Origin of the sequence: Pseudomonas sp. B1-22 (assembly GCF_050474425.1) — a bacterium.
Classification (GTDB): Bacteria; Pseudomonadota; Gammaproteobacteria; order Pseudomonadales; family Pseudomonadaceae; genus Pseudomonas.
On record NZ_JBCHVH010000001.1, the window covers coordinates 1,294,807 to 1,320,320 of the forward strand.

At 68.4% G+C, this 25,514-nt stretch carries 24 protein-coding genes; 20 read left to right on the forward strand and 4 right to left on the reverse strand.

The window, feature by feature from the left end; genetic code table 11:
* Positions 1 to 764 precede the first annotated feature (764 nt).
* The 3 genes from cysN to ACQ5BL_RS06055 form a co-directional block, all read right to left on the reverse strand.
* Positions 765 to 2,657, reverse strand: a complete 1,893-nt coding sequence (cysN, locus tag ACQ5BL_RS06045) for a sulfate adenylyltransferase subunit CysN (protein WP_243804691.1) — start codon at positions 2,655 to 2,657, stop codon at positions 765 to 767.
* Positions 2,657 to 3,553, reverse strand: coding sequence for a sulfate adenylyltransferase subunit CysD (cysD, locus tag ACQ5BL_RS06050; RefSeq protein ID WP_243804689.1), 897 nt, complete (start codon positions 3,551 to 3,553; stop codon positions 2,657 to 2,659). The genes cysN and cysD overlap by 1 nt, the downstream gene beginning before the upstream one ends.
* Before the next feature lie 112 nt (positions 3,554 to 3,665).
* Positions 3,666 to 4,136, reverse strand: coding sequence for an SRPBCC domain-containing protein (locus ACQ5BL_RS06055; protein ID WP_243804688.1), 471 nt, complete (start codon positions 4,134 to 4,136; stop codon positions 3,666 to 3,668).
* Between the two features lie 152 nt (positions 4,137 to 4,288).
* Here ACQ5BL_RS06055 and ACQ5BL_RS06060 point away from each other — a divergent pair, with 152 nt between their 5' ends.
* The 6 genes from ACQ5BL_RS06060 to ACQ5BL_RS06085 all read left to right on the forward strand — a co-directional run bounded on the left by ACQ5BL_RS06060 (position 4,289) and on the right by ACQ5BL_RS06085 (position 9,794).
* The gene (locus tag ACQ5BL_RS06060; protein WP_243804687.1) at positions 4,289 to 5,401 is read left to right on the forward strand and encodes a DUF1214 domain-containing protein; all 1,113 of its coding nucleotides are present in this window, start codon (positions 4,289 to 4,291) and stop codon (positions 5,399 to 5,401) included.
* The gene (locus ACQ5BL_RS06065; RefSeq protein ID WP_243804686.1) at positions 5,401 to 6,564 is read left to right on the forward strand and encodes a sulfotransferase family protein; all 1,164 of its coding nucleotides are present in this window, start codon (positions 5,401 to 5,403) and stop codon (positions 6,562 to 6,564) included. The genes ACQ5BL_RS06060 and ACQ5BL_RS06065 overlap by 1 nt, the downstream gene beginning before the upstream one ends.
* A gap of 26 nt (positions 6,565 to 6,590) precedes the next feature.
* Positions 6,591 to 7,379, forward strand: a complete 789-nt coding sequence (locus ACQ5BL_RS06070; RefSeq protein ID WP_243804685.1) for an SDR family oxidoreductase — start codon at positions 6,591 to 6,593, stop codon at positions 7,377 to 7,379.
* Positions 7,380 to 7,388: 9 nt separating this feature from the next.
* Positions 7,389 to 8,393: a DHH family phosphoesterase gene (locus tag ACQ5BL_RS06075; protein ID WP_243804684.1), complete on the forward strand. Its 1,005-nt coding sequence runs from the start codon at positions 7,389 to 7,391 to the stop codon at positions 8,391 to 8,393.
* The gene (locus ACQ5BL_RS06080; RefSeq protein WP_243804682.1) at positions 8,390 to 9,145 is read left to right on the forward strand and encodes a glucose 1-dehydrogenase; all 756 of its coding nucleotides are present in this window, start codon (positions 8,390 to 8,392) and stop codon (positions 9,143 to 9,145) included. The genes ACQ5BL_RS06075 and ACQ5BL_RS06080 overlap by 4 nt, the downstream gene beginning before the upstream one ends.
* 205 nt (positions 9,146 to 9,350) lie before the next feature.
* On the forward strand, positions 9,351 to 9,794 hold the full coding sequence (locus tag ACQ5BL_RS06085; RefSeq protein ID WP_243804680.1) for a nuclear transport factor 2 family protein: 444 nt from the start codon (positions 9,351 to 9,353) through the stop codon (positions 9,792 to 9,794).
* Positions 9,795 to 10,362: 568 nt separating this feature from the next.
* Here the strand turns inward: ACQ5BL_RS06085 and ACQ5BL_RS06090 are convergent.
* Entirely contained in the window at positions 10,363 to 11,532 is a 1,170-nt protein-coding gene (locus tag ACQ5BL_RS06090; RefSeq protein WP_243807825.1) for a helix-turn-helix transcriptional regulator, read from the reverse strand.
* A gap of 244 nt (positions 11,533 to 11,776) precedes the next feature.
* Here ACQ5BL_RS06090 and ACQ5BL_RS06095 point away from each other — a divergent pair, with 244 nt between their 5' ends.
* The 14 genes from ACQ5BL_RS06095 (at position 11,777) to ACQ5BL_RS06160 (ending at position 25,492) form a co-directional block, all read left to right on the forward strand.
* Positions 11,777 to 12,673: a VOC family protein gene (locus ACQ5BL_RS06095; protein ID WP_207886578.1), complete on the forward strand. Its 897-nt coding sequence runs from the start codon at positions 11,777 to 11,779 to the stop codon at positions 12,671 to 12,673.
* A 10-nt stretch (positions 12,674 to 12,683) separates the two neighbouring features.
* Positions 12,684 to 13,565, forward strand: a complete 882-nt coding sequence (locus ACQ5BL_RS06100) for a CoA transferase subunit A (RefSeq protein ID WP_243807822.1) — start codon at positions 12,684 to 12,686, stop codon at positions 13,563 to 13,565.
* Positions 13,566 to 13,567: 2 nt separating this feature from the next.
* A complete protein-coding gene (locus tag ACQ5BL_RS06105; RefSeq protein WP_243807821.1) occupies positions 13,568 to 14,377 on the forward strand; it encodes a CoA-transferase subunit beta in 810 nt (269 codons plus the stop codon).
* A gap of 2 nt (positions 14,378 to 14,379) precedes the next feature.
* On the forward strand, positions 14,380 to 15,243 hold the full coding sequence (locus ACQ5BL_RS06110) for an enoyl-CoA hydratase (protein ID WP_207886581.1): 864 nt from the start codon (positions 14,380 to 14,382) through the stop codon (positions 15,241 to 15,243).
* Positions 15,240 to 16,340, forward strand: a complete 1,101-nt coding sequence (locus ACQ5BL_RS06115) for an NAD(P)H-dependent flavin oxidoreductase (protein ID WP_243807820.1) — start codon at positions 15,240 to 15,242, stop codon at positions 16,338 to 16,340. Before ACQ5BL_RS06110 ends, ACQ5BL_RS06115 begins: the two co-directional genes overlap by 4 nt.
* On the forward strand, positions 16,321 to 17,073 hold the full coding sequence (locus ACQ5BL_RS06120) for an enoyl-CoA hydratase family protein (RefSeq protein WP_243807819.1): 753 nt from the start codon (positions 16,321 to 16,323) through the stop codon (positions 17,071 to 17,073). The genes ACQ5BL_RS06115 and ACQ5BL_RS06120 overlap by 20 nt, the downstream gene beginning before the upstream one ends.
* Positions 17,074 to 17,092: 19 nt before the next feature.
* Complete coding sequence (locus ACQ5BL_RS06125; protein ID WP_243807818.1) at positions 17,093 to 18,259, forward strand: acyl-CoA dehydrogenase; 1,167 nt, start codon at positions 17,093 to 17,095, stop codon at positions 18,257 to 18,259.
* A 12-nt stretch (positions 18,260 to 18,271) separates the two neighbouring features.
* Entirely contained in the window at positions 18,272 to 19,333 is a 1,062-nt protein-coding gene (locus ACQ5BL_RS06130) for an acyl-CoA dehydrogenase family protein (protein WP_243807816.1), read from the forward strand.
* A 10-nt stretch (positions 19,334 to 19,343) separates the two neighbouring features.
* Complete coding sequence (locus ACQ5BL_RS06135; RefSeq protein ID WP_243807814.1) at positions 19,344 to 20,492, forward strand: acetyl-CoA C-acetyltransferase; 1,149 nt, start codon at positions 19,344 to 19,346, stop codon at positions 20,490 to 20,492.
* Between the two features lie 170 nt (positions 20,493 to 20,662).
* Positions 20,663 to 21,538: an SDR family oxidoreductase gene (locus ACQ5BL_RS06140; RefSeq protein ID WP_243807813.1), complete on the forward strand. Its 876-nt coding sequence runs from the start codon at positions 20,663 to 20,665 to the stop codon at positions 21,536 to 21,538.
* A 331-nt stretch (positions 21,539 to 21,869) separates the two neighbouring features.
* Positions 21,870 to 23,036: an acyl-CoA dehydrogenase family protein gene (locus tag ACQ5BL_RS06145; RefSeq protein ID WP_243807812.1), complete on the forward strand. Its 1,167-nt coding sequence runs from the start codon at positions 21,870 to 21,872 to the stop codon at positions 23,034 to 23,036.
* Positions 23,033 to 24,238 carry an acyl-CoA dehydrogenase family protein gene (locus ACQ5BL_RS06150; protein ID WP_243807811.1) on the forward strand — a complete coding sequence of 402 codons (1,206 nt, stop codon included), beginning with the start codon at positions 23,033 to 23,035 and terminating at the stop codon, positions 24,236 to 24,238. Before ACQ5BL_RS06145 ends, ACQ5BL_RS06150 begins: the two co-directional genes overlap by 4 nt.
* 11 nt (positions 24,239 to 24,249) lie before the next feature.
* Complete coding sequence (locus ACQ5BL_RS06155; protein ID WP_243807810.1) at positions 24,250 to 25,032, forward strand: SDR family oxidoreductase; 783 nt, start codon at positions 24,250 to 24,252, stop codon at positions 25,030 to 25,032.
* Position 25,033: 1 nt separating this feature from the next.
* Positions 25,034 to 25,492 (forward strand): MaoC family dehydratase, encoded by a 459-nt coding sequence (locus tag ACQ5BL_RS06160; RefSeq protein ID WP_243807809.1) that lies wholly within the window; start codon positions 25,034 to 25,036, stop codon positions 25,490 to 25,492.
* The last annotated feature ends 22 nt before the right edge of the window (positions 25,493 to 25,514 follow it).

Genomic DNA, 25,514 nt, shown 5'->3' on the forward strand with positions numbered 1-25,514 from the left:
TCCACTCGGCCTCCTGAAGGGGCGCTCGGAGTGCGCGGATATTTCTCTGGAAGTCTTAGAGAGCCAGAGCGAGAGCCAGGGCGGAGCGGCGCTTCCGTAGGAGCGACGGGGGCGCCTAGCTCTTGTCCGCGAAATCCCTCGCGGCGGAATCTGTGCGGACAGGAAAGCGCCGGTGTTTGTCGCGACCCTGTAGGAGCGAGCTTGCTCGCGAACCGCCCAACACCGATGTGGTCGGATAATTCTGTTCGCGAGCAAGCTCGCTCCTACGAAAAGCCAGGAGCCTCGCGCGGGCCGTATTCCGTAGGGCGAATAACGCGTAGCGTTATCCGCCGTGATGGGTATCGCTTCGCTCCACGCCATCCTACGAAAAGCAATCCAGCATGAAGCAGCCAAAGTCCCAGGCGCGCGCAGAGTCCCGTCAGGAGGCCGAGTGGAGGTATCGCGCAGAGGGGCGAGCGACATGGATGTCGCGAGAGGCGTAAAGGGCCAGGGATGGCCCTTGTACGCCGACCCTCGGAGCGATATCGGAAGGAGGGAAGTCTGAGCGAAGCGAAGACCCGGATGTCGGGACGGGCCCTTTTGGTTCCTTTTGGGGCTCCAAAAGGGACTCGCCCGAGGGGGCGAAACCAAATACATCAGCACACACCGAAGCGGCGCAGGAACGCCGAACAAGACGGCGGATAACGCCAAAGGCGTTATGCGCCCTACGAAAAACAAAGGCCCGCCCCGGTGAGGGGGCGGGCCTTGGTGCCTTACCGCTCGTATCAACCCTTCAGCAGGATCTCCACGATCCGCTCCGCAGCCGCCTCCGCCGATTCATGGCGGGTATCGATGCGAATCTCCGGGCTCAGCGGCGCCTCGTACGGCGAGTCGATGCCGGTGAAGTTCTTCAGCTCGCCGCGCCGGGCCTTCTGGTACAGGCCCTTGGGGTCGCGCTCCTCGGCCAGGCTCAGCGGCGTGTCGACGAAGATTTCCAGGAAATTGCCTTCGCCGGCCAGGTTGCGCGCCATGTCGCGTTCGGCGCGGAACGGCGAGATGAAGGAGACCAGGGTGATCAACCCGGCATCGAGCATCAACTTCGCCACCTCGGCCACGCGGCGGATGTTTTCCACGCGGTCGGCCTCGGTGAAGCCCAGGTCGCGGTTCAGGCCGTGGCGGACGTTGTCGCCGTCGAGCAGGTAGGTGTGCCGGCCGAGGGCGTGCAGCTTGCGTTCCACCAGGTTGGCGATGGTCGACTTGCCGGCGCCGGACAGCCCGGTGAACCACAGCACCCGTGGCGTCTGGCCCTTGAGCGCGGCGTGGGCCTCGCGGTTCACGTCGATGGCCTGCCAGTGCACGTTCTGCGCGCGGCGCAGGGCGAAGTGCAGCATGCCGGCGCCAACGGTGCGGTTGCTCAGCCGGTCGATGACGATGAAGCCGCCGGTGTCGCGGTTGTCGGCGTAGGCATCGAAGGCGATCGGGCGGTCCAGGTTGAGGTTGCACACGCCGATCTCGTTCAGCTCCAGGGTGCGCGCGGCCAAGTGCTCGAGAGTGTTCACGTCGACCCGGTGCTTGAGGCTGGTGCAGCTCATGCCGACGGTGCGGGTGCCGATCTTCATCAGGTAGGGGCGGCCGGGGAACAGGGCGTCCTGGTCCATCCATACCAGGGTGGCCTCGAACTGGTCGGCCACTTCCGCCGGGGCGTCGGCCAGGGTGAGCAGGTCGCCGCGGCTGATGTCGATCTCGTCTTCCAGGGTCAGGGTCACCGCCTGGCCGCAGACGGCTTCCTGCTGCTGCCCGGCGGTACCGAGAATGCCGCTGACCACGCTCTGCTGGCCGGAAGGCAGCACGCGAATGCGCTCGCCGACGCGGATGCTGCCGGCGGCGATGTTGCCGCTGAAGCCCCGGAAGTCCAGGTTCGGCCGGTTCACCCATTGCACCGGCAGGCGGAACGCCGCCTGGCTCTGCCGTGACTCCTCCAGCGGCACGCTTTCGAGGTACTGCAGCAGGCTCGGTCCCTGGTACCAGGGGGTGTTCGGGCTGGGTTCGAGCATGTTGTCGCCGCGCAGCGCCGAGAGCGGGATGCACTGGATGTCGTCGAGGCCGATCTGCGCGGCGAAGGCGCGGTAGTCACGTTCGATGCGGTCGAAGACGTCCTGCGAGTAGTCCATCAGGTCGAGCTTGTTGATCGCCAGCACCACCTTGCGGATGCCCAGCAGGGACACCAGGTAGCTGTGCCGGCGGGTCTGCACCAGCAGGCCCTGGCGGGCGTCTACCAGGATCACCGCGAGGTCGGCGGTGGAGGCGCCGGTCACCATGTTGCGGGTGTACTGCTCGTGGCCGGGGGTATCGGCAACGATGAACTTGCGCTTGTCGGTGGCGAAGAAGCGGTAGGCCACGTCGATGGTGATGCCCTGTTCGCGCTCGGCGGCCAGGCCGTCCACCAGCAGGGCGAAGTCCAGCTCCTCGCCCTGGGTGCCGAGCTTCTTCGAGTCGGCCTCCAGCTGGCCGAGCTGGTCTTCGAACAGCACCTTGGATTCGTAGAGCAGGCGGCCGATCAGGGTGCTCTTGCCGTCGTCGACGCTGCCGCAGGTGATGAAGCGCAGCAGTTGCTTGTGCTGTTGCTGGGCGAGGTAGGCGGTGAGGTCGTCGCGTGCCGATTGGGTGATGGCGTTCATCAGAAGTACCCCTCTTGTTTCTTCTTCTCCATGGAGCCGGCCGAGTCGCTGTCGATCAGGCGGCCCTGGCGTTCGGAGGTGCGGCTGACGAGCATCTCCTGGATGATCGCCGGCAGGTCGTCGGCGTCGCTGTCGATGGCGCCGGTGAGCGGGTAGCAGCCCAGGGTGCGGAAGCGCACCTTGCGCAGCTCCGGGGTTTCCCCGTCGCGCAGCGGCAGGCGTTCGTCGTCGACCATGATCAGGGTGCCGTCGCGGCGCACCACCGGGCGCTCCTTGGCGAAATACAGCGGCACGATGGGGATCTGCTCCAGGAAAATGTATTGCCAGATGTCCAGCTCGGTCCAGTTCGACAGCGGGAATACCCGCAGGCTTTCGCCCTTGCGCTTGCGGGTGTTGTACAGGCTCCAGAGTTCCGGACGCTGCTGCTTGGGGTCCCAGCGGTGCTGCTCGGAACGGATCGAGAACACCCGCTCCTTGGCCCGCGATTTCTCCTCGTCGCGGCGCGCGCCGCCGAAGGCCGCGTCGAACCCATGGTGGTCCAGCGCCTGCTTCAGGCCCTGGGTCTTCCAGATGTCGGTGTGCAGCGCCGAACCGTGCTCGAAGGGGTTGATGCCGCGCTCCACACCCTCGGGGTTGATGTGCACCAGCAGCTCCAGGCCCAGGCGTTTGGCGGTCTGATCGCGGAAGTCGATCATCTCGCGGAATTTCCAGGTGGTGTCCACGTGCAGCAGGGGGAAGGGCGGCTTGCCCGGGGCGAAGGCCTTCATCGCCAGGTGCAGCATCACCGCGCTGTCCTTGCCGATGGAGTAGAGCATCACCGGGTTCTCACACTCGGCGACCACTTCGCGGATGATCTGGATGCTTTCCGCTTCCAGCCGTTGCAGATGACTCAACATCACTTACCTCCTCGTGTCTTGCCGTCCTCGGGGCCGGCGTGACACCACGGTAGGTAATGCGCCGTCGCGGGTTCTTCGTCCGAGCGGACGAAAAAAACCGCGACGGCCAGAATCAGGCGGGTATCGCGACCAATGCCTCGGCACGCGCCTTGAGCGCCAGGGCCACGGCGTCGAAGCCCTGCTTGACCCACGGGCCGTGGTTGGCCATCACCTGATCGGCGGTGGGGCCGAGGAACTGGTCGGTGGTGTGGTAGCGGCAGCTGTCCGGGCCGGTGGCTTCGATGATCTGCTCGCGGCGCGCGGCGTCCGGGTTGTCGGCGCTGGCGATCATTTCCCAGGCGAGCAGGCGGTGCGGCTCGAAGTCCGCCAGGTGCTCGACCACATGAATCAGTTCGCCGGGCTGCGCCGGGTCGGGCAGGAACAGGTTGACCGGCTCGCCCAGGCGCAGGCTCGATTCCACCTTGACGGTGTAGGGGTTCCATTTCGGATAGTTCGGCAGGTCAATCAGGATCGACCAGACCAGCTCGGCGGGTGCCGCGATCTCCACGCTCAGCGAGCGCACCAGATTTTTCTCTGTGCTCATGGGAGTCTTCCTCCAGACGTGCGCATCGCACCGCGCGACGCGTCAGAGTCGATACTCGGCGCAAGCGTCTTCGCGCTCCTCGTCCGCTCGGACGAAGAATCCGAATGTCGCTCCTCCCTAAGGTCTGTTCAGTCCCACTGGAGGAGACCGAAATGCCCACCGACAGGATCGAACACGAAGTCATCAGCGGCGAAAGCTGGAACCTTTTCTGCGAACAACTGCGCCGCAGCGGCGAACAGATACTCCGCGCCGAGGCGCCCGCCGACGGGCAGACCCGCGCCGAAGGCTTCCGCTACCTGACCCGCCTGCTGCGCATCGCCCTGGAAATGCACCTGGAGTTCGCCGACCCGGACTTCCCCGGCTTCATCACGCCCTCCCACGAGACGGCGAAGATCGGCGCCGACAACCCGGACAACCTGTACCGCTACGCCCGTCTCAACGGCGAGCACCAGTACCGCGTCAGCGGCAGCCGCGGCAGCGTGTCCTACCTGAGCTTCGGCACCCAGAAGGGCGGCTACGAGACCGACGGCAAGATGATCCAGACCGGTTTCATCGACGCCAGCCAGCTGGAGATCGACGCCGACGGCAACTTCGAGATCATCCTCAGCCAGCACCGCCCAGCCCTTGGCAACTGGCTGCCGATGGAAGGCGCGAGCAACGCCCTGGTGGTGCGTCAGACCTTCCTTGACCGCTCCGCCGAGCAACCGGCGCAACTGCGCATCGAGCGGCTGGACGGCGCCCAGGCGCCGGAGCCCCTGACCCCGCAGCGCCTGCAGCAGGGACTGACCCGCGCCGCCTCCTTCGTCGAAGGCACCGCACGGCTGTTCGCCGACTGGGCCCAGGGCTACCAGGCCCACGCCAACCAGCTGCCGCTGGCGGACCAGGCGCTGTGCCAGTCGGTCGGCGGTGACCCGAACATCATCTACTACCACTCCTACTGGGCGCTGGCCGACGACGAGGCCCTGGTGATCGAGGTGGACCGGGTGCCGCAGTGCGACTTCTGGAACCTGCAGATCAACAACTACTGGATGGAGTCGCTGGACTACCGCTACCACCGCATCTGCCTGAACAAGCATTCGGCGCAGTTGGACGGGAAGGGCGGCGTGCGCATGGTCCTCAGCGCCCGCGATCCGGGCCTTCCCAACTGGCTGGAAACCGCCGGCCATCCCATCGGCACCCTCTGTCTGCGCTGGGTTGGCGCGAAGCAGCCGGTGCAGCCGACCACCCGCGTGCTCAAGCTCGCCGAACTCAAGGACCTGCCGTGATGGACGATTTTTCCGCTAAAGCCCTGCTGGCCGAAGCCAGCGCCCGCAACGGTGGGCTCGATGACTTCGGCGAGGGCGACTTCCGCGAGGCGCTGGACGTGCTCGCCGTCGCCCTGCGCGACGAGGCCAGGCTCTCCGCCCAGGGCCGCGCGCTGCTGCGCGAGAAGCTGCTGGCGCAACTGGGCAACCGCCTGGTGCTGGAGGACTACTGCAAGCGCCATCCGGAAATCCTCGAACAGCCCATCGATGACCCGCTGGTGATCGTCGGCCTGCCGCGCACCGGCACCACGCTGCTGCAGCGCACCCTGGCGGTGGACCCGCAGTTCAGCAAGGCGCAGTGGTGGGAAACCCGCTACCCGGCGCCGCTGCCGGGCGAAGCGGTGGAGCAGCCGAGCCAGCGCATCGAACGGGCGCGTATCGAAGTGGCGGGTATGATCGAGTTCCTGCCGCAGCTGCTGGCCATCCACCCACTGGATGCCGAGCAGCCGGACGAGGAATTCATGCTCATGGAGCATTCCTTCCTCTGCGCCATGGACTCCTACGTCAACGTGCCGAGCTACACCGCCTGGCTCGACCGCCAGGACCAGGCCCAGGTCTACCGCTACCTGAAGAAGACCCTGCAGTTCCTGCAGTGGCAACAAGTGCGCCGGGGCATCGCGCCGGGGCGCCGCTGGCTGCTGAAGAGCCCGCAGCACCTGCACACCGTCGAGCTGCTGTTCGAGGTGTTCCCCCGCGCCCAGGTGGTGCTGACCCACCGCGACCCGGGCAAGACCATCCCGTCCCTGGCCAGCTTCGTCCATACCCTCTGGCAGCTCTACAGCGAGCAGGTGGATGCCCGCGCCGTCGGCGGCCAGTGGAACCAGCGCATGGCCCGCGCCCTGCGCCACACCATGCAGGTGCGTGACGACCTGCCGGCCGGCCGCTTCCTCGACGTGCGCTTCGAGGACACCGTGAGCGACCCGCTCGGCGTGGTCGAACGCATCTACGCCTTCGCCGGCCTCGACCTGACCCCGGACTGCCGCGCCGCCATGCAGCGCTGGCTGGCCGACAACGGCCGCGAGAAGCGCGCCGCCCACCAGTACAGCGCCGAGCAGTTCGGCCTCGACGAGGCCACCCTCGCGCGCGACTACGCCGACTACCGTCGCCGGCACATCCAGGCCTGAGCCGCCCAACACAGGAGAGATTCCCCATGCTGCTGAAAGACAAGGTCGTGATGATTTCCGGCATCGGTCCGGGGCTGGGCATCAAGCTGGCCCTGGAAGCCGCCCGCGAAGGCGCGTGCGCCGTGGCCATCGGCGCGCGCAGCGAAGCGCGGCTGGTCGAGGCCGAGGAGCGCATCCACACCATCGCCCCCGACTGCGAGGTGCTGCGCCTGCCCACCGACATCACCGATCCCGCCGCCTGCAACGACTTCGCCCAGGCCACCGTGGCGCGCTTCGGACGCATCGACGCGCTGATCAACAGCGCCTTTTCCCATGGCGGTTTCCAGGCCGTGGAAGAGGGCGACAACGACCCGCTGCGCGAGGCCCTGGAGGTCAATCTGCTGGGTTCGCTGAACATGAGCCGCGCGGTGCTGCCGGCGATGCAGGCGCAGCGCGCCGGCGCCATCGTCATGATCAACACCCTCGGCGTGCACAAGCCCTATCAGGGCGGCGCCGCGTACTCGGCGTCCAAGGCCGCGCTGGCGGCGTCGGTGCGCTACCTGGCGAGCGAGCAGGCCGTGCACGGCCTGCGCGTCAACGCCGTGGCCTGCGGCTGGATGTGGGGCGAACCGGTGCAGGCGGTGGTGCGCCAGACCGCCGCCGCCCGTGGCGTCAGCGAGGAGCAGGTGCGCGCCGAGTTCAGCGCCGGCATTCCCGGTGGGCGCATGCGCACGGACGAGGAATGTGCCCGTGCGGCGCTGTTCCTCGCCTCGGACTACGCCAGCGCGATCAACGGCGCGCAGCTCGACGCCAATGGCGGCGAGCTGATGGGCTGAGGAGCGGACATGAGCCTGATCGACCACTGCGCCTTCAACGGCGACGCTGACGGCCTCTGTGCCCTGCAACAGCTGCGCCTGGCCGGCGAGCTGGAGGCGGGCGTGAAGCTGGTCAGCGGGGTGAAGCGCGACATCGACCTGCTGCGCCGGGTGCAGGCCGGCGCCGGCGAGCGGGTCACGGTGCTGGACATCTCCCACGCGCAGAACCATGACGACACCCGGCGCCTGCTGGAAGCCGGTGCCGTCTTGCGCTACTTCGACCACCACCACGCCGGCGAGCTGCCGACGCATGCGGCCTTCGAGTCCTTTATCGATACCGCTGCCGACGTCTGCACCAGCATCCTGGTCGACCGTTACCTGGACGGTCGCTTCCACCGCTGGGCGGTGGCGGCGGCCTTCGGCGACGGCCTGGCCGGCCCGGCGCGCGCGCTGGCGCAGCGGCATGACCTGGCCGCCGACGAGGTGGCGGCACTGGAAGAGCTGGGCCTGCTGCTGAACTACAACGCCTACGGCGAAAGCCTGGCGGACCTGCACTTCGATCCCCTGGTGCTGGCCGCCGAGCTGCTGCCTTATGAAGACCCGCTGGAGTTCATTCGCGACAGCCCCAGCTTCACCACCCTGCGCGCGGCCCACGCCGCAGACATGGCGGCCGCCCAGGGCCAGAGCCCCTGGCGCGAGGGACCGGGCGCGTCGATCTATCGGCTGCCCGGCGAAGCCTGGGCGCGGCGGGTGAGCGGGGTGCTGGCCAACCGGCTGGCGAGCCGCGAGCCGCAGCGGGCCATCGGCCTGCTCAGCGCCAAGGCCGAGGGCGGCTGGCTGTTCAGCCTGCGCGTACCGGCGGGCGCGGAATTGGCGGCGGACGCCTTCTGCCGTGGTTTCCCCACCGGTGGCGGGCGGGCCCGCGCGGCCGGCATCAATCATCTCGACGACACGCAACTGGACGAACTGGCCAGCCGTCTGCTGGCTGACTATCCGCAACTGGCCGGGCAGGCCGCTGAGGAGGCAAGTGCATGAAGCGACTGGATGGAAAGGTAGCCCTGATCACCGGCGCCGCGCGCGGGCAGGGCGCGGCGGAAGCGCGCCTGTTCGTCGAACAGGGCGGCCGGGTGGTGATCGCCGATCTGCTCGACGAGGAGGGCGCGCGCCTGGCCGACGAGCTGGGTGACGCGGCGCTCTACCAGCACTTGGACGTGACTTCGGCGGAGCAGTGGGAGGCGGCGGTGCGGGTGGCGGAAGCACACTTCGGCCGGCTCGACGTGCTGGTCAACAACGCCGGCATCCTGCTGCTGGCGCCGCTGGAAGAATGCTCGCTGGAGAGCTACCGCAAGGTCATCGAGGTCAACCAGGTGGGCTGCTGGCTGGGCATGAAGGCCGTTGTGCCGGCGCTCAAGCGTGCCGGAGGCGGTTCCATCGTCAACCTCTCCTCGACGGCGGGCATGGAAGGCGTGGCTGGCGGCAGCGCCTACGTCGCCAGCAAGTTCGCGGTGCGCGGCATGACCAAGTCCGCGGCGCTGGAGCTGGGGCGCCATGGCATCCGCGTCAACTCGGTGCATCCGGGCGGCATCGACACGCCCATGGCGCGCCCGCCGGAGATGGCCGAGATCGATGCCTCGGCCTTCTACAGCGGCCTGCCGATTCCGCGTATCGGCCAGCCGGAGGAGGTGGCCCGGCTGGTGCTGTTCCTCGCCAGCGACGAGTCCAGCTACTGCACCGGCGCCGAGTTCGTGGTCGACGGCGGCATGCTGGCGGGCGCGACGTTCGGCTGAGGCTGCCTCCTGTGTCGTGGTTGGGCTGGGTGATGGTTTCCGGCTCGGCCCCGAGTGGGGCATTGCCCAGGTCGGCGTATAACGCGGAGCGTTATACGCCCTACACAAAGCTTGACCTCGGCGTAGGGCGTACAACCGTTCGAGGTTGTACGCCGCTGCTCCGGGGGTATCGCTCAGGTCGTGAGTGAGCTCGGAGGAGGGTGACATGCTGTCCCTGCAGGAAATTTCGGATCGGCTGGAGATCCAGCAACTGGCAGTCGACTATTCCACGGCCATCGACAGTCGCGACTTCGATGCATTGGACCGGGTGTTCAGCGCCGATGCCTACATTGACTACCGCGCTATGGGCGGCGTCGATGGGCATTACCCGGCGATGAAGGACTGGCTGCGCGAGGCCTTGGGCAACTCCCCGGCCTATCAGCACATGATTTCGAACGTTTCCATCCAGCTGGAGGGCGACCAGGCCAGCGGTCGCATCCTCTGCTTCAACCCGATGCAGGTGGACCTGGCCGATGGTACGCGGCAGACCTTCTTCCTCGGGCTCTGGTATCACGATCGCTATCGGCGGACCGCCGAGGGGTGGCGTATCGAGCGGCGCAGTGAGGAAAAGAGCTATGCCTTCAATGTGCCGGAGGGGTTACCGATCTGATTGCCGTACCCCTCCCCGTAGGAGCGGACTTCGTCCGCGATGCTCTTTCTTTTCGTGGGGCGAATGATGTCTTTGGTGTCATCCGCCGTTTTTGGGGGGCGGTGTTTCTGCGCCGCTTCGGCGTGTGCTGGGAGATTTTGTTTCGCCCCCTCGGGCGAGTTACTTTCTCAAACGACAGAAAGTAACCAAAGGTCTTGCCCCATCATCCGGGTCCCGCTTCGCGGGACTTCCCTCGCTCCATCGAAGTTTCAGGGGCCCGCCGCGAAGGGCCATCCCTGGCCCATCGCGGCTCTCGCGGCATCCATGCCGCTCAACCCCTGAAACTCCGATTCCTCTCGGCCTCCTGAAGGGGCGCCCCGGTGCGTGCGGATATCTCTCTGGAAATCGTTAAATCCAGAGCCAGAGCGGTGCGCATGTTCCCGTAGGAGCGGACCTTGTCCGCGAAATCCATCGCGGCGGAATTTGTGCTGCCGGCAATGCGCAGGTATTTGCCGCCCACTTGCAGGACCGGGGGAACGCCCGGTCCGTGCTCGCGAACCGCCCGGTACGATGCGGTTCGCGTCCTCCCTTACGCCAACGACGCCACACTATTGAGCAGCGTCTTCACCAGCTCCGCCTGCCGTGTCACGCCAGTCTTGGCGAACACACCGCGCAGATGCGCGCGTACCGTATTGCGCGACACGCCCAGGGCGTCGGCAGTTTCGTCCAGGGTCAGGCCGTCCATCATCTGCATCGCCACTTCGGTTTCCGTGCGGGTCAGCTGGAACAGGCTGCGCAGCAGGGTGCGCGAGGCGCGGGGGGAGTCGGCCGGGTTGCGGATGAACACCGCCACTGCCGGCTGGCGGGCGTCGCCGTGGCTTTCGTGGTTCAGCGCCAGGGGCCGCAGCAGCAGGTTCAACGGCATCCCGCCGCTGGGCCGGGACAGCGCCAGGACCTCCACATCGTCGACGTTTTCCCGCCGCTGCAGCAGCGCCTGGATGGCGGTCTGCAGGTTGCGGTTGTCCTGGCGGCCGAAGGCGTGCAGGCGTTCCTGCCGGCACTCCAGGCCGTCGCGGCTGTCGAGCAGGCGTTGCGCCGCGTCGTTGCAGCGCATCAGCCGGCCCTGGGTGTCGAGGATCGCGGTGCCCACCAGCAGGCGGTCGATGGTCAGGGCGTAGAGACGGCGCTCGGATTCCAGCTGGTCGACCGTCGAATGCAGGTCCACCGCCTGTTGCAGGTGCGGCAGCAGCAGGCGCACCAGGGACCGTTCCGCCTCGTTGAAGTCCTCGCCATCCGGGCCCCGGCAGGCGAACAGCGCGCAGTGCATGCCGCCCGGCGTGCGCATGTGGGCGACCAGCACGTAGCGCAGGTCCAGCGGCGCCAGGTACTGGCGGTAGAAGTCGTGCGCCAGCCAGGCGTCGGTGCCGATCACCTGGTCGGCGCTGGCGACCTGGCCCACGGGCCAGTCGAGGAAGGGGCAGATGGCGTAGTAGTGCTCGCTGTACGACGGCTCGCCGGGCAGGTGCGGGCCGTGCACCGAGGCGTTGACGATCAGCCCCGGCCGTTGCTGCGCGGGGTTGCGCAGCACCAGGGTGAAGTAGCTGGCGCCGCAGCGCTGGCGCAGGTGCTCCAGCAGGCTCGCCCAGGGCGTGCTCTCCTGCGGGCCGCGGTAGACCAGGTGGAGCAGTTCGCCCAGGGCGGCGGCGTCGATGCCGGCGCTGGCGCAGAGCGCCTGGCTGTCGGGGGTGGAAAGGGTCATCTGTGCAGTGCCCGTCCTTTATTGTCGTGGGCGGAGTATCGGTGCCGCCCGCATCCGGCAAATCGTCCGTTCGGCCTAGGCAGCGACCTGCCCGTTCAGGTACCCCGTTTGCCCTGCAGCGCCCGCGCCATGCCCCTTTAGCGCTAGTCCCATTGGACGATGTTCGGCTTTGCCCGCGCTGTTTGAATCCTCATCACCAGCCATTCCGCCAGGCGGAGCGGCAATAACGATGAGGAGAGCACCCATGGATATCCGAGGACTGGGCTACGTGACCGTCCTGGCCAGCGACCTTTCGCGCTGGCGCAGCTATGCCAGCGACGTGCTGGGCATGATGGTGGACGACGCCGCGCCGGAAGGTGCGCTGTACCTGAAGATGGACGAGCGTCACTACCGCGTGCTGGTGCTGCAGGATGGGCGCGACGGCTACGGTGCCAGCGGTTGGGAAGTGGCCGGCAAGGCCGCCTTCGAGCAGGCCATCGCCGAGCTGGCCCGGGCCGATGTCGAGGTTGTCCGTGGCAGCGCTGCCGACTGCGCGGTGCGCAAGGTCCAGGAGCTGGCGCTGTTCCGCGATCCGGACGGTAACCGCCATGAGCTGTTCTGGGGGCCGTGCCAGGACTTCCGTCCGTTCGTATCCCCGGCGGGCGTCAGCGGCTTCGTCACCGGTTCCATGGGCATGGGCCACGTGGTGCTGCCGGCGCCGGCCTTCGAGCGCTGCCGCGACTTCTACGAGCAGGTGATGGGCTTCGGTCTCTCCGACCTGATGAAGGTGCGTTTCACCCCCGACCCGCAGGAGCCGGAGAAGCGCATCCACTTCATGCACTGCAACAACGCCCGCCACCATTCCCTGGCGATCTTCGAGTGCCCGATCCCCAGCGGTTGCGTGCACATGATGCTGGAGACCGCCTCCCTCGACGACGTGGGCCGCGCCCTGGACCGCATGCACGCCAACGGCGTGAAGCTCTCGGCCACCCTCGGCAAACACACCAACGACCACATGGTCTCGTTCTACATGCAGAGCCCCGGCGGCTTTGACATCGAATACGGCCACGGCGGCCTGGAAGTGGACTGGGAGGCGCACACGCCTTTCGAAAGCACCGTGGTCAGCCATTGGGGCCACGACTTCAGCGTCGGCCGCCAGTAAGGAGCGCAACATGGATAAACGCATGACGGCGGCCGAGATGGTCGCCCAGCTGCGCGACGGCATGACCATCGGTATCGGTGGTTGGGGCCCGCGCCGCAAACCCATGGCCCTGATCCGCGAGATCGTTCGTTCGGACCTCAAGGACCTCACCATCGTCGCCTACGGCGGCGCCGACGTCGGCATGCTCTGCGCCGCCGGCAAGGTGAAGAAACTGGTGTTCGCCTTCGTCTCGCTGGACTTCATCCCGCTCGAACCCTACTTCCGCAAGGCCCGCCAGGCCGGTGAACTGGACGTGATGGAAATCGACGAGGGCATGATGCTGCTGGGTCTGCGCGCCGCGGCGATGAACGTGCCGTTCATTCCCACCGCCGTGGGCCTGGGCACCGATGTGCTCAAGCACAACCCGCAGATCAAGCTGGTCGCCTCGCCCTACGCCGATGGCCGCGACTGGGTCGCCATGCCGGCGCTGAAGCTGGACGCGGCGCTGGTCCACGTCGACCGTGCCGACGCCCGTGGCGTGTGCCAGATCGACGGACCGGACCACTACATGGACGACCTGTTCGTCCGCGCCGCGGCGAAGACCTTCGTCAGCTGCGACGAGCTGGTGGAGTCCGCGCACTTCCACGCCAACCCGCAGGCGGCACGCACCGTGTTCTGGGAGCGCAACCTCACCGACGGCGTGGTCCACGTCCCCGGTGGTGCCCATCCCAGCTCCTGTGCCCCGCTGTACGGCTTCGACGTGCCGCACTTCCAGCGCTACAACGCCTCCGTCCAGGAAGAGGACGGCTGGCAGCGCTACTACGACGAATTCATCCGCGACGGCGAAGCCGCCTACCTGGAAAAGGTCGGTGGGCTCGAGTCGCTCCGCAAGCTGCCCCTGCCGGTGTTCTGACCATGACTGACGCAACCGCTTCCTGCAGCCTCGCCGAGCTGTTGATCTGCGCCGCCAGCGAATGCTGGCGTGACGACGGCGAAGTGCTCGCCACCGGCATCGGCGTGGTCCCGCGCCTGGCCGCATCCCTGGCCATGCTGACCAGCAACCCGGACCTGCTGATGACCGATTCCGAGGCCTTCATGGTCGCCGAACCGGTACCGCTGGGCGCGCGCAACGGCTATGTGCCGAAGTTCGACAGCTGGATGGGCTTCTCGCGCATCTTCGACAACGTCTGGGGCGGCCGCCGCCACGCGCTGGTCGGCCCGACCCAGATCGACCGCTTCGGCCAGGCCAACATTTCCTGCATCGGCGACTACGCCAAGCCCAAGGCGCAGATGCTCGGCGTGCGCGGCTTCCCGGGTAACTCCATCAGCCACGCCAACTCCTTCTTCGTGCCCTCGCACAGCCGCCGGGTATTCGTCGAAGGCGAGGTCGACATGGTCGCCTCGGTCGGCTACAACCCGGCGCGCCTGGCCCGTGGCTGGTCGCTGGACGACATCGACATCCGCCTGATCGTCACCGACCTCTGCGTGCTCGACTTCGGCGGCCCGCAGCACCAGATGCGCGTTCGCTCGCTGCATCCGGGCGTGGAGCTGGCGCAGGTGCTGGACAACACCAGCTTCGACCTGGCCCTGCCGGCGCAGATCCCGACCACGGCCATGCCCACGGCCGGGCAGCTGGCGATCCTGCAGCAGCTCGACCCGCACAACCTGCGCGGCCGCCAGCTCAAGGACAACCCGCCGGCGCTGCGCAGCGCCAAGGAAGCCTAGTCATGAGCGAAGTCGAAGAGGTCGTTCTCTACGAGGTGCAGGGCCCGGTGGCCCTGGTCACCATGAACCGTCCCGAGTACCACAACGCGCAGAACTCGAAGATGACCTACGCGCTGGACGCGGCCTTCCGCCGCGCCTGCGACGACGATTCGGTCAAGGTCATCGTCCTGCGCGGCGAGGGCAAGCACTTCTCCGCCGGCCACGACATCGGCACCCCGGGCCGCGACGTGAACGAAAGCTTCGACCGCGCGAGCCTGTGGTACGACCACGTGAACAAGCCGGGCGGCGAGTTTCTCTACGCCCGCGAGCAGGAGGTCTACCTGGGCATGTGCCGGCGCTGGCGGGAAATGCCCAAGCCGACCGTGGCCATGGTGCAGGGCGCCTGCATCGCCGGCGGGCTGATGCTGGCCTGGGTCTGCGACCTGATCGTCGCCAGCGAGGATGCCTACTTCCGCGACCCGGTGGTGCGCATGGGCATCCCCGGCGTCGAGTACTTCGCCCACGTGCATGAACTCAGCCCGCGCATCGCCAAGGAGTTCCTCTTCCTCGGCGAGCGCCTGGGCGCCGACCGCGCCTGGCAACTGGGCATGGTCAACAAGGTGGTGCCGCGCGACGTGCTGCTGGACGTGACCCTGGACATGGCCCGCCGCGTGGCCGAGATGCCGCGCCTGGGCCTGCAGCTGGCCAAGCAGGCGGTGAACAACGCCGAGGACCTGATGGGCAAGCGCGCCACCATGGACATGGTGTTCGGCCTGCATCACTTCGCCCACGCCCACAACGAACTGGTCAGCGGCGACCGCCTGGGCGGCTACGATGCCCGCGCCATGGCCAGCTCGCAGCGCGAGCCGGTGGAGGGCGGCCGATGAGCCTGGACCTGAGCACCCGCGTTACCGAGCTGCTCGGCTGCCGCTACCCGATCATCCAGACCGCCATGGGCTGGGTGGCCGATCCGCGCCTGGTGGCCGCCACCGGCAATGCCGGCGCGTTCGGCTTCCTCGCCGGCGCCACCATCGAGCCTCACCAGATGGAAGCGGCGATCCTCGAAACCCAGTCGCTGACCTCGGCGCCGTTCGGCGTCAACTTCCACATGTACCAGCCCAACGCCGCCGAGATCGTCGAGCTGGTGCTGCGCCACGGTGTGAAGGCGGTGAGCTACAGCCGCTCGCCGGGCAAGCAGATGGTCGCCCGGCTGAAAGAGGCCGGGGTGATCTGCATGCCCACCGTCGGCGCGCTCAAGCACGCGCAGAAGGCCGTGGAGATGGGCGCCGATATCGTCACCGTGCAAGGTGGAGAGGGCGGCGGTCACACCGGTTCCGTGCCCACCTCGCTGCTGCTGGCGCAGGTGCGCGAAGCGGTGCAGGTGCCGGTCGTCGCCGCTGGCGGCTTCCATGACGGCGCCGGTCTCGTGGCCGCGCTGGCCCTGGGCGCCGAAGGCGTGGCCATGGGCACGCGCTTCCTGATGAGCCAGGAAAGCCCGGTACCCGACGCCACCCTGGCGCGCTACCTGGGCGTGAAGGACCCGGCGAAGGTGATCGTCAGCCGCGCGCTCGACGGCCTGCCGCAGCGGATGATCCGCAACGAATTGCTCGACGCCCTGGAGGCCGCCGGCCCCTGGCGTCGCCTGGGCCTCGCCGTGCAGTGCGCGTTGGCCTACCGCCGCCATTCCGGCATCAGCATCGGGCAGATGCTCCAGGCCCTGCGCAACCGGGGCGAGCTGACCCTTTCCCAGGCGCTGCTGGCTGCCAACGCACCCATGGTGATCCAGAAGGCCATGGTCGACGGCCAGCCCGAAGACGGCGTGCTGCCGGCCGGCCAGGTCGCCGCGCTGCTGGGCAGCCGTGCGCCGTGCGCCGAGATCATCCAGAACATCGTCACCCAGGCCGAGGCCCGGCTCACCGAGCTGGCCCGCCGGGTGGAACCGCAACAGACCCAGGAGAGCCTCCATGCAGCCGTTTCGCGTTGAGATCAACGAGTACATCGCCGAGATGGTGTTCGACCGTCCGCCGGTGAACGCCTTCAACTGCGCCGGCTGGGCGGCCATCGCCGCCGAGCTGGAACGCCTGGGCCGCGACGACGCGGTGCGGGTCATCGTCATCCGCGCCGAGGGCCGGGGCTTCTGCGCCGGCGTCGACATCAAGGAACTGGCCGCCGACGGCAACCTGATCGTCGCGGTGAACAAGGGCAACTACGACAGCTTCAAGGCCGTGCACCGCAATCCCAAGCCGGTGATCGCCGCCGTGCATGGCTTCGTCCTCGGCGGCGGCATCGGCCTCTGTGGCGCGGCGGACATCGTCGTCGCCAGCGAATGCGCGACCTTCGGCGTGCCCGAGGTGGACCGTGGCGCCATGGGCGGCGGCGCCCACCTGCAGCGCCTGTTCCCGGTGCAGAAGGTGCGCCACATGTACTTCACCGGCGAGCCCATCGACGCCTACGAAGCCTACCGCCTGGGCGCGGTGGAGCGCGTGGTGCCGCGCGACAAGCTGCGCGACGCGGCCCTGGAAGTGGCGCGCAAGATCGCCGCCAAGAGCCCGGCGATGATCGCCCTGGCCAAGGAAGCGCTGACCGGCATCGAGGACGGCAACCTCGAAGACAAATACCGCTGGGAGCAGGGCTTCACCCTCGAAGCCTACCGCTCGCTGGATTCCCAGGAAGCGCGCGACTCCTTCGTCGAGAAGCGCGAAGCGCAATTCAACTGATCAACCACAGGCACAGCCCATGGACCTTAACTACAACAAAGAGCAACAGGCCTTCCGCGAGGAAGTCCGCGCCTGGCTGGCGGCCAATGTGCCGAAGAATCCCTTGCCCTCGTACGACACCGAAGAGGGTTTCCGCCTGCACCGCGAGTGGGAAGCTCGCCTGCATGACGGCCACTGGGGCATGGTGACCTGGCCGGAAGCCTACGGCGGCCGCGGCTGCGACCTGATCGAGTGGCTGATCTTCGAGGAAGAGTACTACCGCGCCGGCGCCCCCGGCCGGGTCAACCAGAACGGTATCTTCCTGCTCGGCCCGACCCTCATGGAGTTCGGCACCGAGGCGCAGAAGGCGCGCTTCCTGCCGCGCATGGCGCGTGGCCAGGACGTCTGGGCCCAGGGCTGGTCCGAGCCGGGCGCCGGCTCCGACATGGCGGCCATCCGCTCCCGTGCCGAGCGCGTCGGCGACCACTACGTGATCAACGGCCAGAAGACCTGGTCGACCCGCGCGGTGTGGGCCGACTGGCTGTTCGGCATGTTCCGCACCGACCCGGCGTCCAGCCGCCACCACGGCCTGACCTTCATCCTGGTGCCGCTGAACTCGCCGGGCATCACCGTCCGCCCGATCGCCCAGCTCGACGGCCTGCCGGGCTTCGCCGAGATCTTCTTCGACGACGTCAAGGTGCCGGTGGAGAACGTCCTGGGTGGCGAAGGGCAGGGCTGGCACGTGGCGATGTCCACTGCCGGCTTCGAGCGCGGGCTGATGCTGCGCTCCCCGGCACGCTTCCAGGAAACCGCGCGGCGCCTGCTGCAGTTGTACCTGGAGAACCGCGAAGCCGCCGACCGCGACCCGGCCATCGGCGAGGCGGTGATGCGCGCCTGGCTGGACGCCGAAGCCTACACCCTGAGCACCTACATGACTGCCTCGCGCCTGCAGCAGGGCGGCCGCATCGGCCCGGAATCCTCGACCAACAAGATCTTCTGGTCGGAGCTGGACCAGCGCATGCACGACACCGCCCTGAGCATCCTCGGCGCCCGCGCCGAACTGCTGCCCGAAGCGCCGCTGGCGGGCGAGGTCGGCCGCTGGCTGGACGGCTTCCTGTTCTCCCTGGCCGGCCCGATCTACGCCGGCACCAACGAAATCCAGCGCAACATCATCGCCGAACGCATGCTCGGCATGCCGCGCGCCTGAGGAGCCAGGACCATGGACTTCACTTTCAACGACGACCAGCTGAGCTTCCACGACAGCGTGCGCGCCTTCCTCACCAACCAGGTGACCCCCGAGCGCCTGCGCGAACTGTGGGACAGCGAGAGCGGCCGCAGCGACGAACTCTGGGCGCAGCTCGCCGAGCTGGGCCTGACCGCCCTGAACCTGCCGGAAAACTACGGCGGCCTGGGCCTGGACGAAACCGACTGGATGCTGCCGGCCCAGGAATGCGGCTACGCCGCCCTGGCCGAGCCGCTGCTGGACACCGTACTGGTGGGCGCGCCGCTGCTGGCGGCCCTGGGCGCCGAGCACGAAGCGCTCAAGGCCGAGTGGCTGGGCCGCATCGCCGCCGGCGAGGCACGCCTGGCGGTGGGCCACCCGGACAACCTGCTGGTGGCCGACGCCCACGTCGCCGACCTGCTGATCCTCGGCAGCAGCGACGACATCCACGCGGTCCCCCGTGAGGCCGTGCAGCTCACCCGCAACCCGGCGCTGGACCCGTCGCGCCATCTGTACAGCGTGACCTGGACGCCCAGCGACGCCACCCGCGTGGCCAGCGGCGAGGCGGCCCGCAGCCTGTGGAGCGCCGCCTTCGAGCGTGGCGCCCTGGCCTGCGCCGCGCAGCAGCTGGGCCTGGCCCGGCGCATGGTGGACCTGGCGGTGGACTACAGCTTCGAACGCAAACAGTTCGGCAAGCCGATCGGCAGCTTCCAGGCGGTCAAGCACCTGATGGCCAACGTCGCGGTGCTCATCGAGTTCGCCAAGGCGCCGCTGTACCGCGCCGCGCAGTCCCTTGCGCAGGGTCATCCGCAGGCCGCGCTGCACGTGTCCCAGGCGGCCCTGGCGTGCTCCGAGGCCTCCCAGCTGGCGGCGAAGAACGCCATCCAGGTACACGGCGCCATGGGGTACACCTGGGAAGTCGACCTGCAGCTCTACATGAAGCGCGCCTGGGCCCTGGACAAGGTCTGGGGCGACCGCAGCCTGCACAAGGCGCGGCTGTGCCAGGCGCTGTTCGGCGGGGCGGTCAGCGCCGGCGCCGGCCACACCTTCGCTCTTTGAGGAATTTGAAATGGCAGAAGCCTACATAGTCGACGCCCTGCGCACGCCCACCGGCAAGCGCAAGGGTGGCCTGTCGCAGATCCACGCCGCCGACCTGGGCGCCCACGTGCTGCGTGAACTGGTGCAGCGCAACGGCATTCCGGATGCGGACTACGACGACGTCATCTTCGGCTGCGTCGACACCATCGGCCCGCTGGCCGGCGACATCGCCCGCACCGCCTGGCTGGCCGCCGGCCTTGACCAGGGCGTGCCCGGCACCACCATCGACCGCCAGTGCGGCTCCTCGCAGCAGGCCGTGCACTTCGCCGCCCAGGCGGTGATGAGCGGCACCCAGGACGTGGTGATCGCCGGTGGCGTGCAGACCATGACGCAGATCCCGATCTCCTCGGCCATGACCGCCGCCGAGCCGCTGGGCTTCACCGATCCCTTCAGCGGTTCCGAAGGCTGGGTGAAGCGCTACGGCTCCACGCCGCCGAGCCAGTTCCGTTCGGCGCAGATGATCGCCGAGAAGTGGAAGCTCAGCCGCGAGGCCTTGGAAGCCTACTCGCTGGAATCGCACCGCCGCGCGCTGCGCGCCATCGAGGCCGGCCACTTCGCCCGGGAGATCGTCCCGCTGGCCGGTGTGCAGCACGACGAGACGCCGCGCCAGACCAGCCTGGAAAAAATGGCCGAGCTGGAAGCGCTGTTCGGTTGCGACCGCGTCACCGCTGGCGTATCCAGCCAGACCTGCGACGCCGCCAGCGCCATGCTGATCGTCTCCGAGCGCGCCCTGAAGCGTTACAACCTGACGCCGCGAGCGCGCATCCACCACATCAGCGTGCGCGCCGACGACCCGGTGTGGATGCTCACCGCGCCGATCCCGGCCACCGAGTACGCGCTGAAGAAGGCCGGCATGCGCCTGGACGACATCGACCGGGTGGAGATCAACGAAGCCTTCGCTTCGGTGGTCATGGCCTGGCTGCAGGAAACCGGCTACCCGCACGAGCGCACCAACGTCCACGGCGGCGCCATCGCCCTCGGCCACCCGCTGGGCGCCACCGGCACCCGCCTGATGACCACGCTGCTCCACGAGCTGGAGCGCACTGGCGGCCGTTATGGCCTGCAGACCATGTGCGAAGGCGGCGGGCAGGCCAACGTGACGATTATCGAGCGTCTCTGACACCGTTGTAGGAGCGGGCCATGCCCGCGAACAGCGCCTGTAAGGCGCTCCTTTCCGCGGCGCCCGATGTATTGACGCCGCCGGCCCTGCCGGCGGATCGCGGGCATGGCCCGCTCCTACAGGCGGGCGCTGCCCGCGACTCTCTCGAAACTGATTGACCGGAGAACCCCATGTCCATCTGCAAAGACCGCGTCGTGATCATCACCGGCGCCGGCGGCGGCCTCGGTCGCGCCTATGCCCTGGCCCTGGCCGCCGAAGGCGCCAAGGTCGTGGTCAATGACATCAACCGCGAAGCCGTTGCCGGCGTGGTCGCCCTGATCCGCGACCAGGGCGGCCAGGCCATCGGCGACAGCCACGACATCACCAGCTACGCCGAAGCCGGCGAGATCGTCCGCGCCGCCATCGACGCCTTCGGCGACCTGCACGCCGTGGTCAACAACGCCGGCATCTGCCGCGACCGCATGTTCGCCAGCCTCACCGAGGCCGACTGGGACGCGGTGATGTCGGTGCACCTCAAGGGCCACTTCTGCATTGCCAGCCATGCCGTGCATCACTGGCGCGACCAGGCCAAGGCCGGCGTGAAAGTGCAGGCGCGCATCATCAACACCAGCTCCGGCGCCGGCCTGCAGGGCTCCATCGGCCAGTCCAACTACTCGGCGGCCAAGGGCGGCATCGCCTCCCTGACCCTGGTGCAGGCGGCGGAACTGGCGCGCTACGGCATCACCGCCAACGCCCTGGCCCCGGCCGCGCGCACCGGCATGACCGAGCAGGTGTTCGCCGAGGTGATGAAGAAGCCCGAAGACGGCTTCGACCACTTCGCCCCGGAAAACGTCGCACCGCTGGTGGCCTGGCTGGTGTCCGAGGACTCCCAGCACGTCACCGGCCGCCTGTTCGAAGTCGAAGGCGGCAAGCTCTCCATCGGCGATGGCTGGCGCCGCGGCCCGGAACGCGACAAGGGCGCGCGCTGGCTGCCGGCAGAGGTTGGCGGCGTGGTGGCAGAACTGATCGAACGCGCCGTGCCGGCACAGAAGGTCTACGGCACCTGACGGAGCCAACGCTCTTCGTAGGACCGAGAGGGGCGCCTAGCCCTTGCTCGCGAACCAAACCCCGCTGCGGGGCCGTTCGCGAGCAAGCTCGCTCCTACAGGGTGGATACCGAGCCTGAGGCGCTCTTGTAGGAGCGCGCCATGCGCGCGATTCGCGGGCATGGCCCGCTCCTACAGGGGGATTCCGGCGTCCGTCGAGCGCACCGAACGGTTTTCGCGCCCGCAGTCTTTTCGCTCCAACTTCATCGCTTCCCCCACGTCCATTCGGACGATTCCCGCCCGACCATCTCCCGCCAGACTGCCCTGCATCTGAACCCACAGGGCCGCTTCCCATGGAATTCGCCTTCACCGACGAGCAGGAGATGATCCGCGACAGCGCGGAAAGCTTCCTCGCCGATGCTTCACCCTCCAGCGCCGTGCGCGCGGCCATGGCCGCCGGCGGTCATGACCTGGCGCTCTGGCAGCGCATTCGCGATGAACTCGGCTGGCAGGCGCTGCTGGTGCCCGAGGCCCACGGCGGCCTGGGCCTGGGCTTCGTCGAGCTGGCCATCGTCCAGGAGCAACTGGGTCGTCGCCTGGCGTCGCTGCCGTTCTTCGCCAGCACCCTGGCCGTGTGCGCGCTGCGCGTGCTTGGCAGCGAGGAACAGCAGGCGCGCTGGCTGCCCGGACTGGCCGAAGGCAGTCTCACCGCCACCCTGGCCCTCGGCGCCCAAGGCGCGCCGGAGGCGAGCGCGGTCCAGGTGCAGGTACGCCCGGAAGGCGACGGCTTCGTCCTCGACGGCCGCCTGCGCCCGGTACTCGACGGCCACAGCGCCGACCTGCTGCTGATCCCCGCGCGCCTGGCCGGCAGCCGGGGCGAGGAGGGCGTCTGCCTGTTTGCCGTGCCCGCTGACAGCGAGGGCCTGCAACGCCGCGGGCTACCGACCCTGGACCAGACCCGCCAGCTGGCCGAGGTCGAACTGAACGGTCTCTACCTGCCCGCCGAGGCCCTGCTGGGCGCGGCCGGCGGCGCCTGGCCGGCGCTGGACAAGGTCCTGCAACTGGCCGCCGTGACCCTGGCCGCCGAGCAGGTCGGCGGCGCCCAGCAGGCGCTCGACCTGACCGTCGCCTACACCCAGGAACGGCGCCAGTTCGGCCGTCCGGTGGGCAGCTTCCAGGCGCTCAAGCACCGCATGGCGGACATGATGCTGCAGGTGGAATGCGCGCGCTCCGCGCTCTACTACGCCGCCTGCGTGGCCCAGGAGGCGCTGGACGGGCAGGGCGACACCGCGCTGGCCGCCGAGCTGCCGCTGGCCGCCGCGCTGGCCAAGTCCCAGGCCTCGGAAGCCTTCTTCCACGGCGCCGCCGAGTCGATCCAGCTGCACGGCGGGGTCGGCTTCACCTGGGAATACGACCCGCACCTGTATTTCAAGCGCGCCCGCGCCAGCGAAAGCCTGTTCGGCACGCCGGCCTGGCACCGCGAGCGCATCGCCGCCGCCATCCTGGAGGAACGCCCATGAAGATCGGATTCGACGCCGCCGACGAGGCCTTCCGCGCCGAAGTCGCCCAGTGGCTGGCGGACAATCTGCGTGGCGAGTTCGAGCCGCTGCGCTTCCGTGGCGGTCCGGGCGACGAGCACAGCTTCCCCGAGGAACGCAAAGCCTGGGAGCGCAAGCTCGCCGAGGGCGGCTGGACCTGCGTGGGCTGGGCCAAGGAACATGGCGGGCGCGGCCTGTCGATCAACCAGCAGGTGATCTTCCACGAGGAATACGCCCGCGCCGGCGGGCCCGGCCGCATGGGCCACATCGGCGAGGGCCTGGCCGGGCCGACCATCGCCGCCTTCGGCACCGACGAGCAGAAGCGCCGCCTGCTGCCGGGCATCGTCAGCGGCCGTGAGTTCTGGTGCCAGGGCTACTCCGAGCCGGGCGCCGGCTCCGACCTGGCCGCCGTGAAGACCCGCGCCACCTTCGATGCCGAGCGCAACGTCTGGCGCATCAACGGGCAGAAGGTGTGGACCTCGCTGGCCCACGAATCCGACTGGTGCTTCGTCATCGCCCGCAGCGAGCCGGGCAGCGTCGGCCACCACGGCCTGGCCTTCCTGCTGGTGCCGATGAACCAGCCGGGCATCACCGTGCGGCCCATCGAGCAACTCACCGGCACCTCCGAATTCAACGAGGTGTTCTTCGACGACGCCGAGACCGCTGCCGAGAACCTGCTCGGCGCGCCGGGCGACGGCTGGAAGATCGCCATGGCGCTGCTGGGCTTCGAGCGCGGCGTGTCCACCCTCGGCCAGCAGATGCAGTTCCAGAACGAGCTGGACGAGATCATCCGCATCGCCCGCGCCAACGGCGCCGCCCGCGATCCGCTGCTGCGCCAGCGCCTCGCCGAGGCCTGGGGCGGGCTGAAAGTGCTGCGCTACAACTCGCTGCGCATGCTCTCCGGCGGCCAGGACAGCGGCCTGCGCCGAGAAGCGCTGATCTACAAGCTGTGCTGGTCCGACTGGCATGCGCGCCTGGGCAAGCTGGCGATGGACGTGCTCGGCGCCGAGGCGGAAATCCTCGACGGCGGCCCCTACCAGCTGAGCCGCCTGCAGGGCCTGTTCCTGTTCAGCCGCTCCGACACCATCTACGGCGGCAGCAACGAGATCCAGCGCAACCTCATCGCCGAGCGCGCCCTCGGCCTGCCCAAAGAACCCAAGGCGCCCCGCCAGGGCCCGCAGTAAGGAGACTCACCATGCTCAAACCCGAATACGTATCCGGCCGTGGCCTGCTGCGCGGCAAATCGGTGCTGATCACCGCCGCTGCGGGCGCCGGCATCGGCTTCTCCGCCGCCCTGCGCGCCGCCGAGGAAGGCTGCCGCGCGCTGATGATCAGCGACATCCATGAAGGCCGCCTCAACGAGGCGGTGGAGCGCATCCGCCAGGCCTGCGGACTGCAGGCGGTGTACGGGCAGGTCTGCAACGTCACCAACGAGGAACAGGTGCGCGCCCTGGTGGCCGCCGCCGAGGAGCGCCTGGGCGGCGTCGACGTGCTGATCAACAACGCCGGCCTGGGCGGCTCGCGTTCGCTGGTGGAGATGGTCGACGAGGAGTGGAACCGCGTCCTCGACGTCACCCTCACCGGCACCATGCGCATGACCCGCGCCATGCTGCCGTACATGATGGAGCGCCGCGCCGGCGCCATCGTCAACAATGCCTCGGTGCTCGGCTGGCGCGCGCAGAAGGAGCAGAGCCACTACGCCGCGGCCAAGGCCGGGGTGATGGCGCTGACCCGCTGCGCCGCCGTGGAAGCGGCCGAATACGGCATCCGCATCAACGCGGTGAGCCCGAGCATTGCCCTGCACGACTTCCTGCGCAAATCCGCGCCGCAGGAGCTGCTGGACAAGCTGGCCGCCAACGAAGCCTTCGGCCGCGCCGCCGAGGTCTGGGAAATCGCCAACGTGATGATGTTCCTGGCCAGCGACTACAGCTCCTACATGACCGGCGAAGTGCTGTCGGTCTCCAGCCAGAGGGCCTGACATGGCGCGCATCTTCGAGCATCCGGAAGAGCTGCTGGCCTGCGTCGGCGAGGTTCTCGGCGAGAGCGAGTGGATCACCGTCGAGCAGTCGCGCATCGACCAGTTCGCCGAGGCCACCGGCGACCACCAGTGGATCCACGTCGATCCGGTTCGCGCGGCCAGTGGCCCCTACGGCACCTGCATCGCCCACGGCTACCTGACGCTGTCGCTGGTCAACTTGTTCCTGCCGCAGATCGTCGAGGTGCGCGGCATTTCCATGGGCGTGAACTACGGCTGTGACCGCGTGCGCTTCCCCAACGTGGTCAAGGCCGGCGCCCGCGTGCGCGGTCGCGCCGAGCTGGTCGCCGCCGAGGCGGTGAAGGGCGGCGTGCAGTCCACCGTGCGCGTCAGCGTCGAGATCGAGGGCGAAGACCGCCCCGGCTGCGTGGTGGACACCATCAGTCGCTATTACCCACTTTGAAGAGCTACCCCCGTCTGAGGAG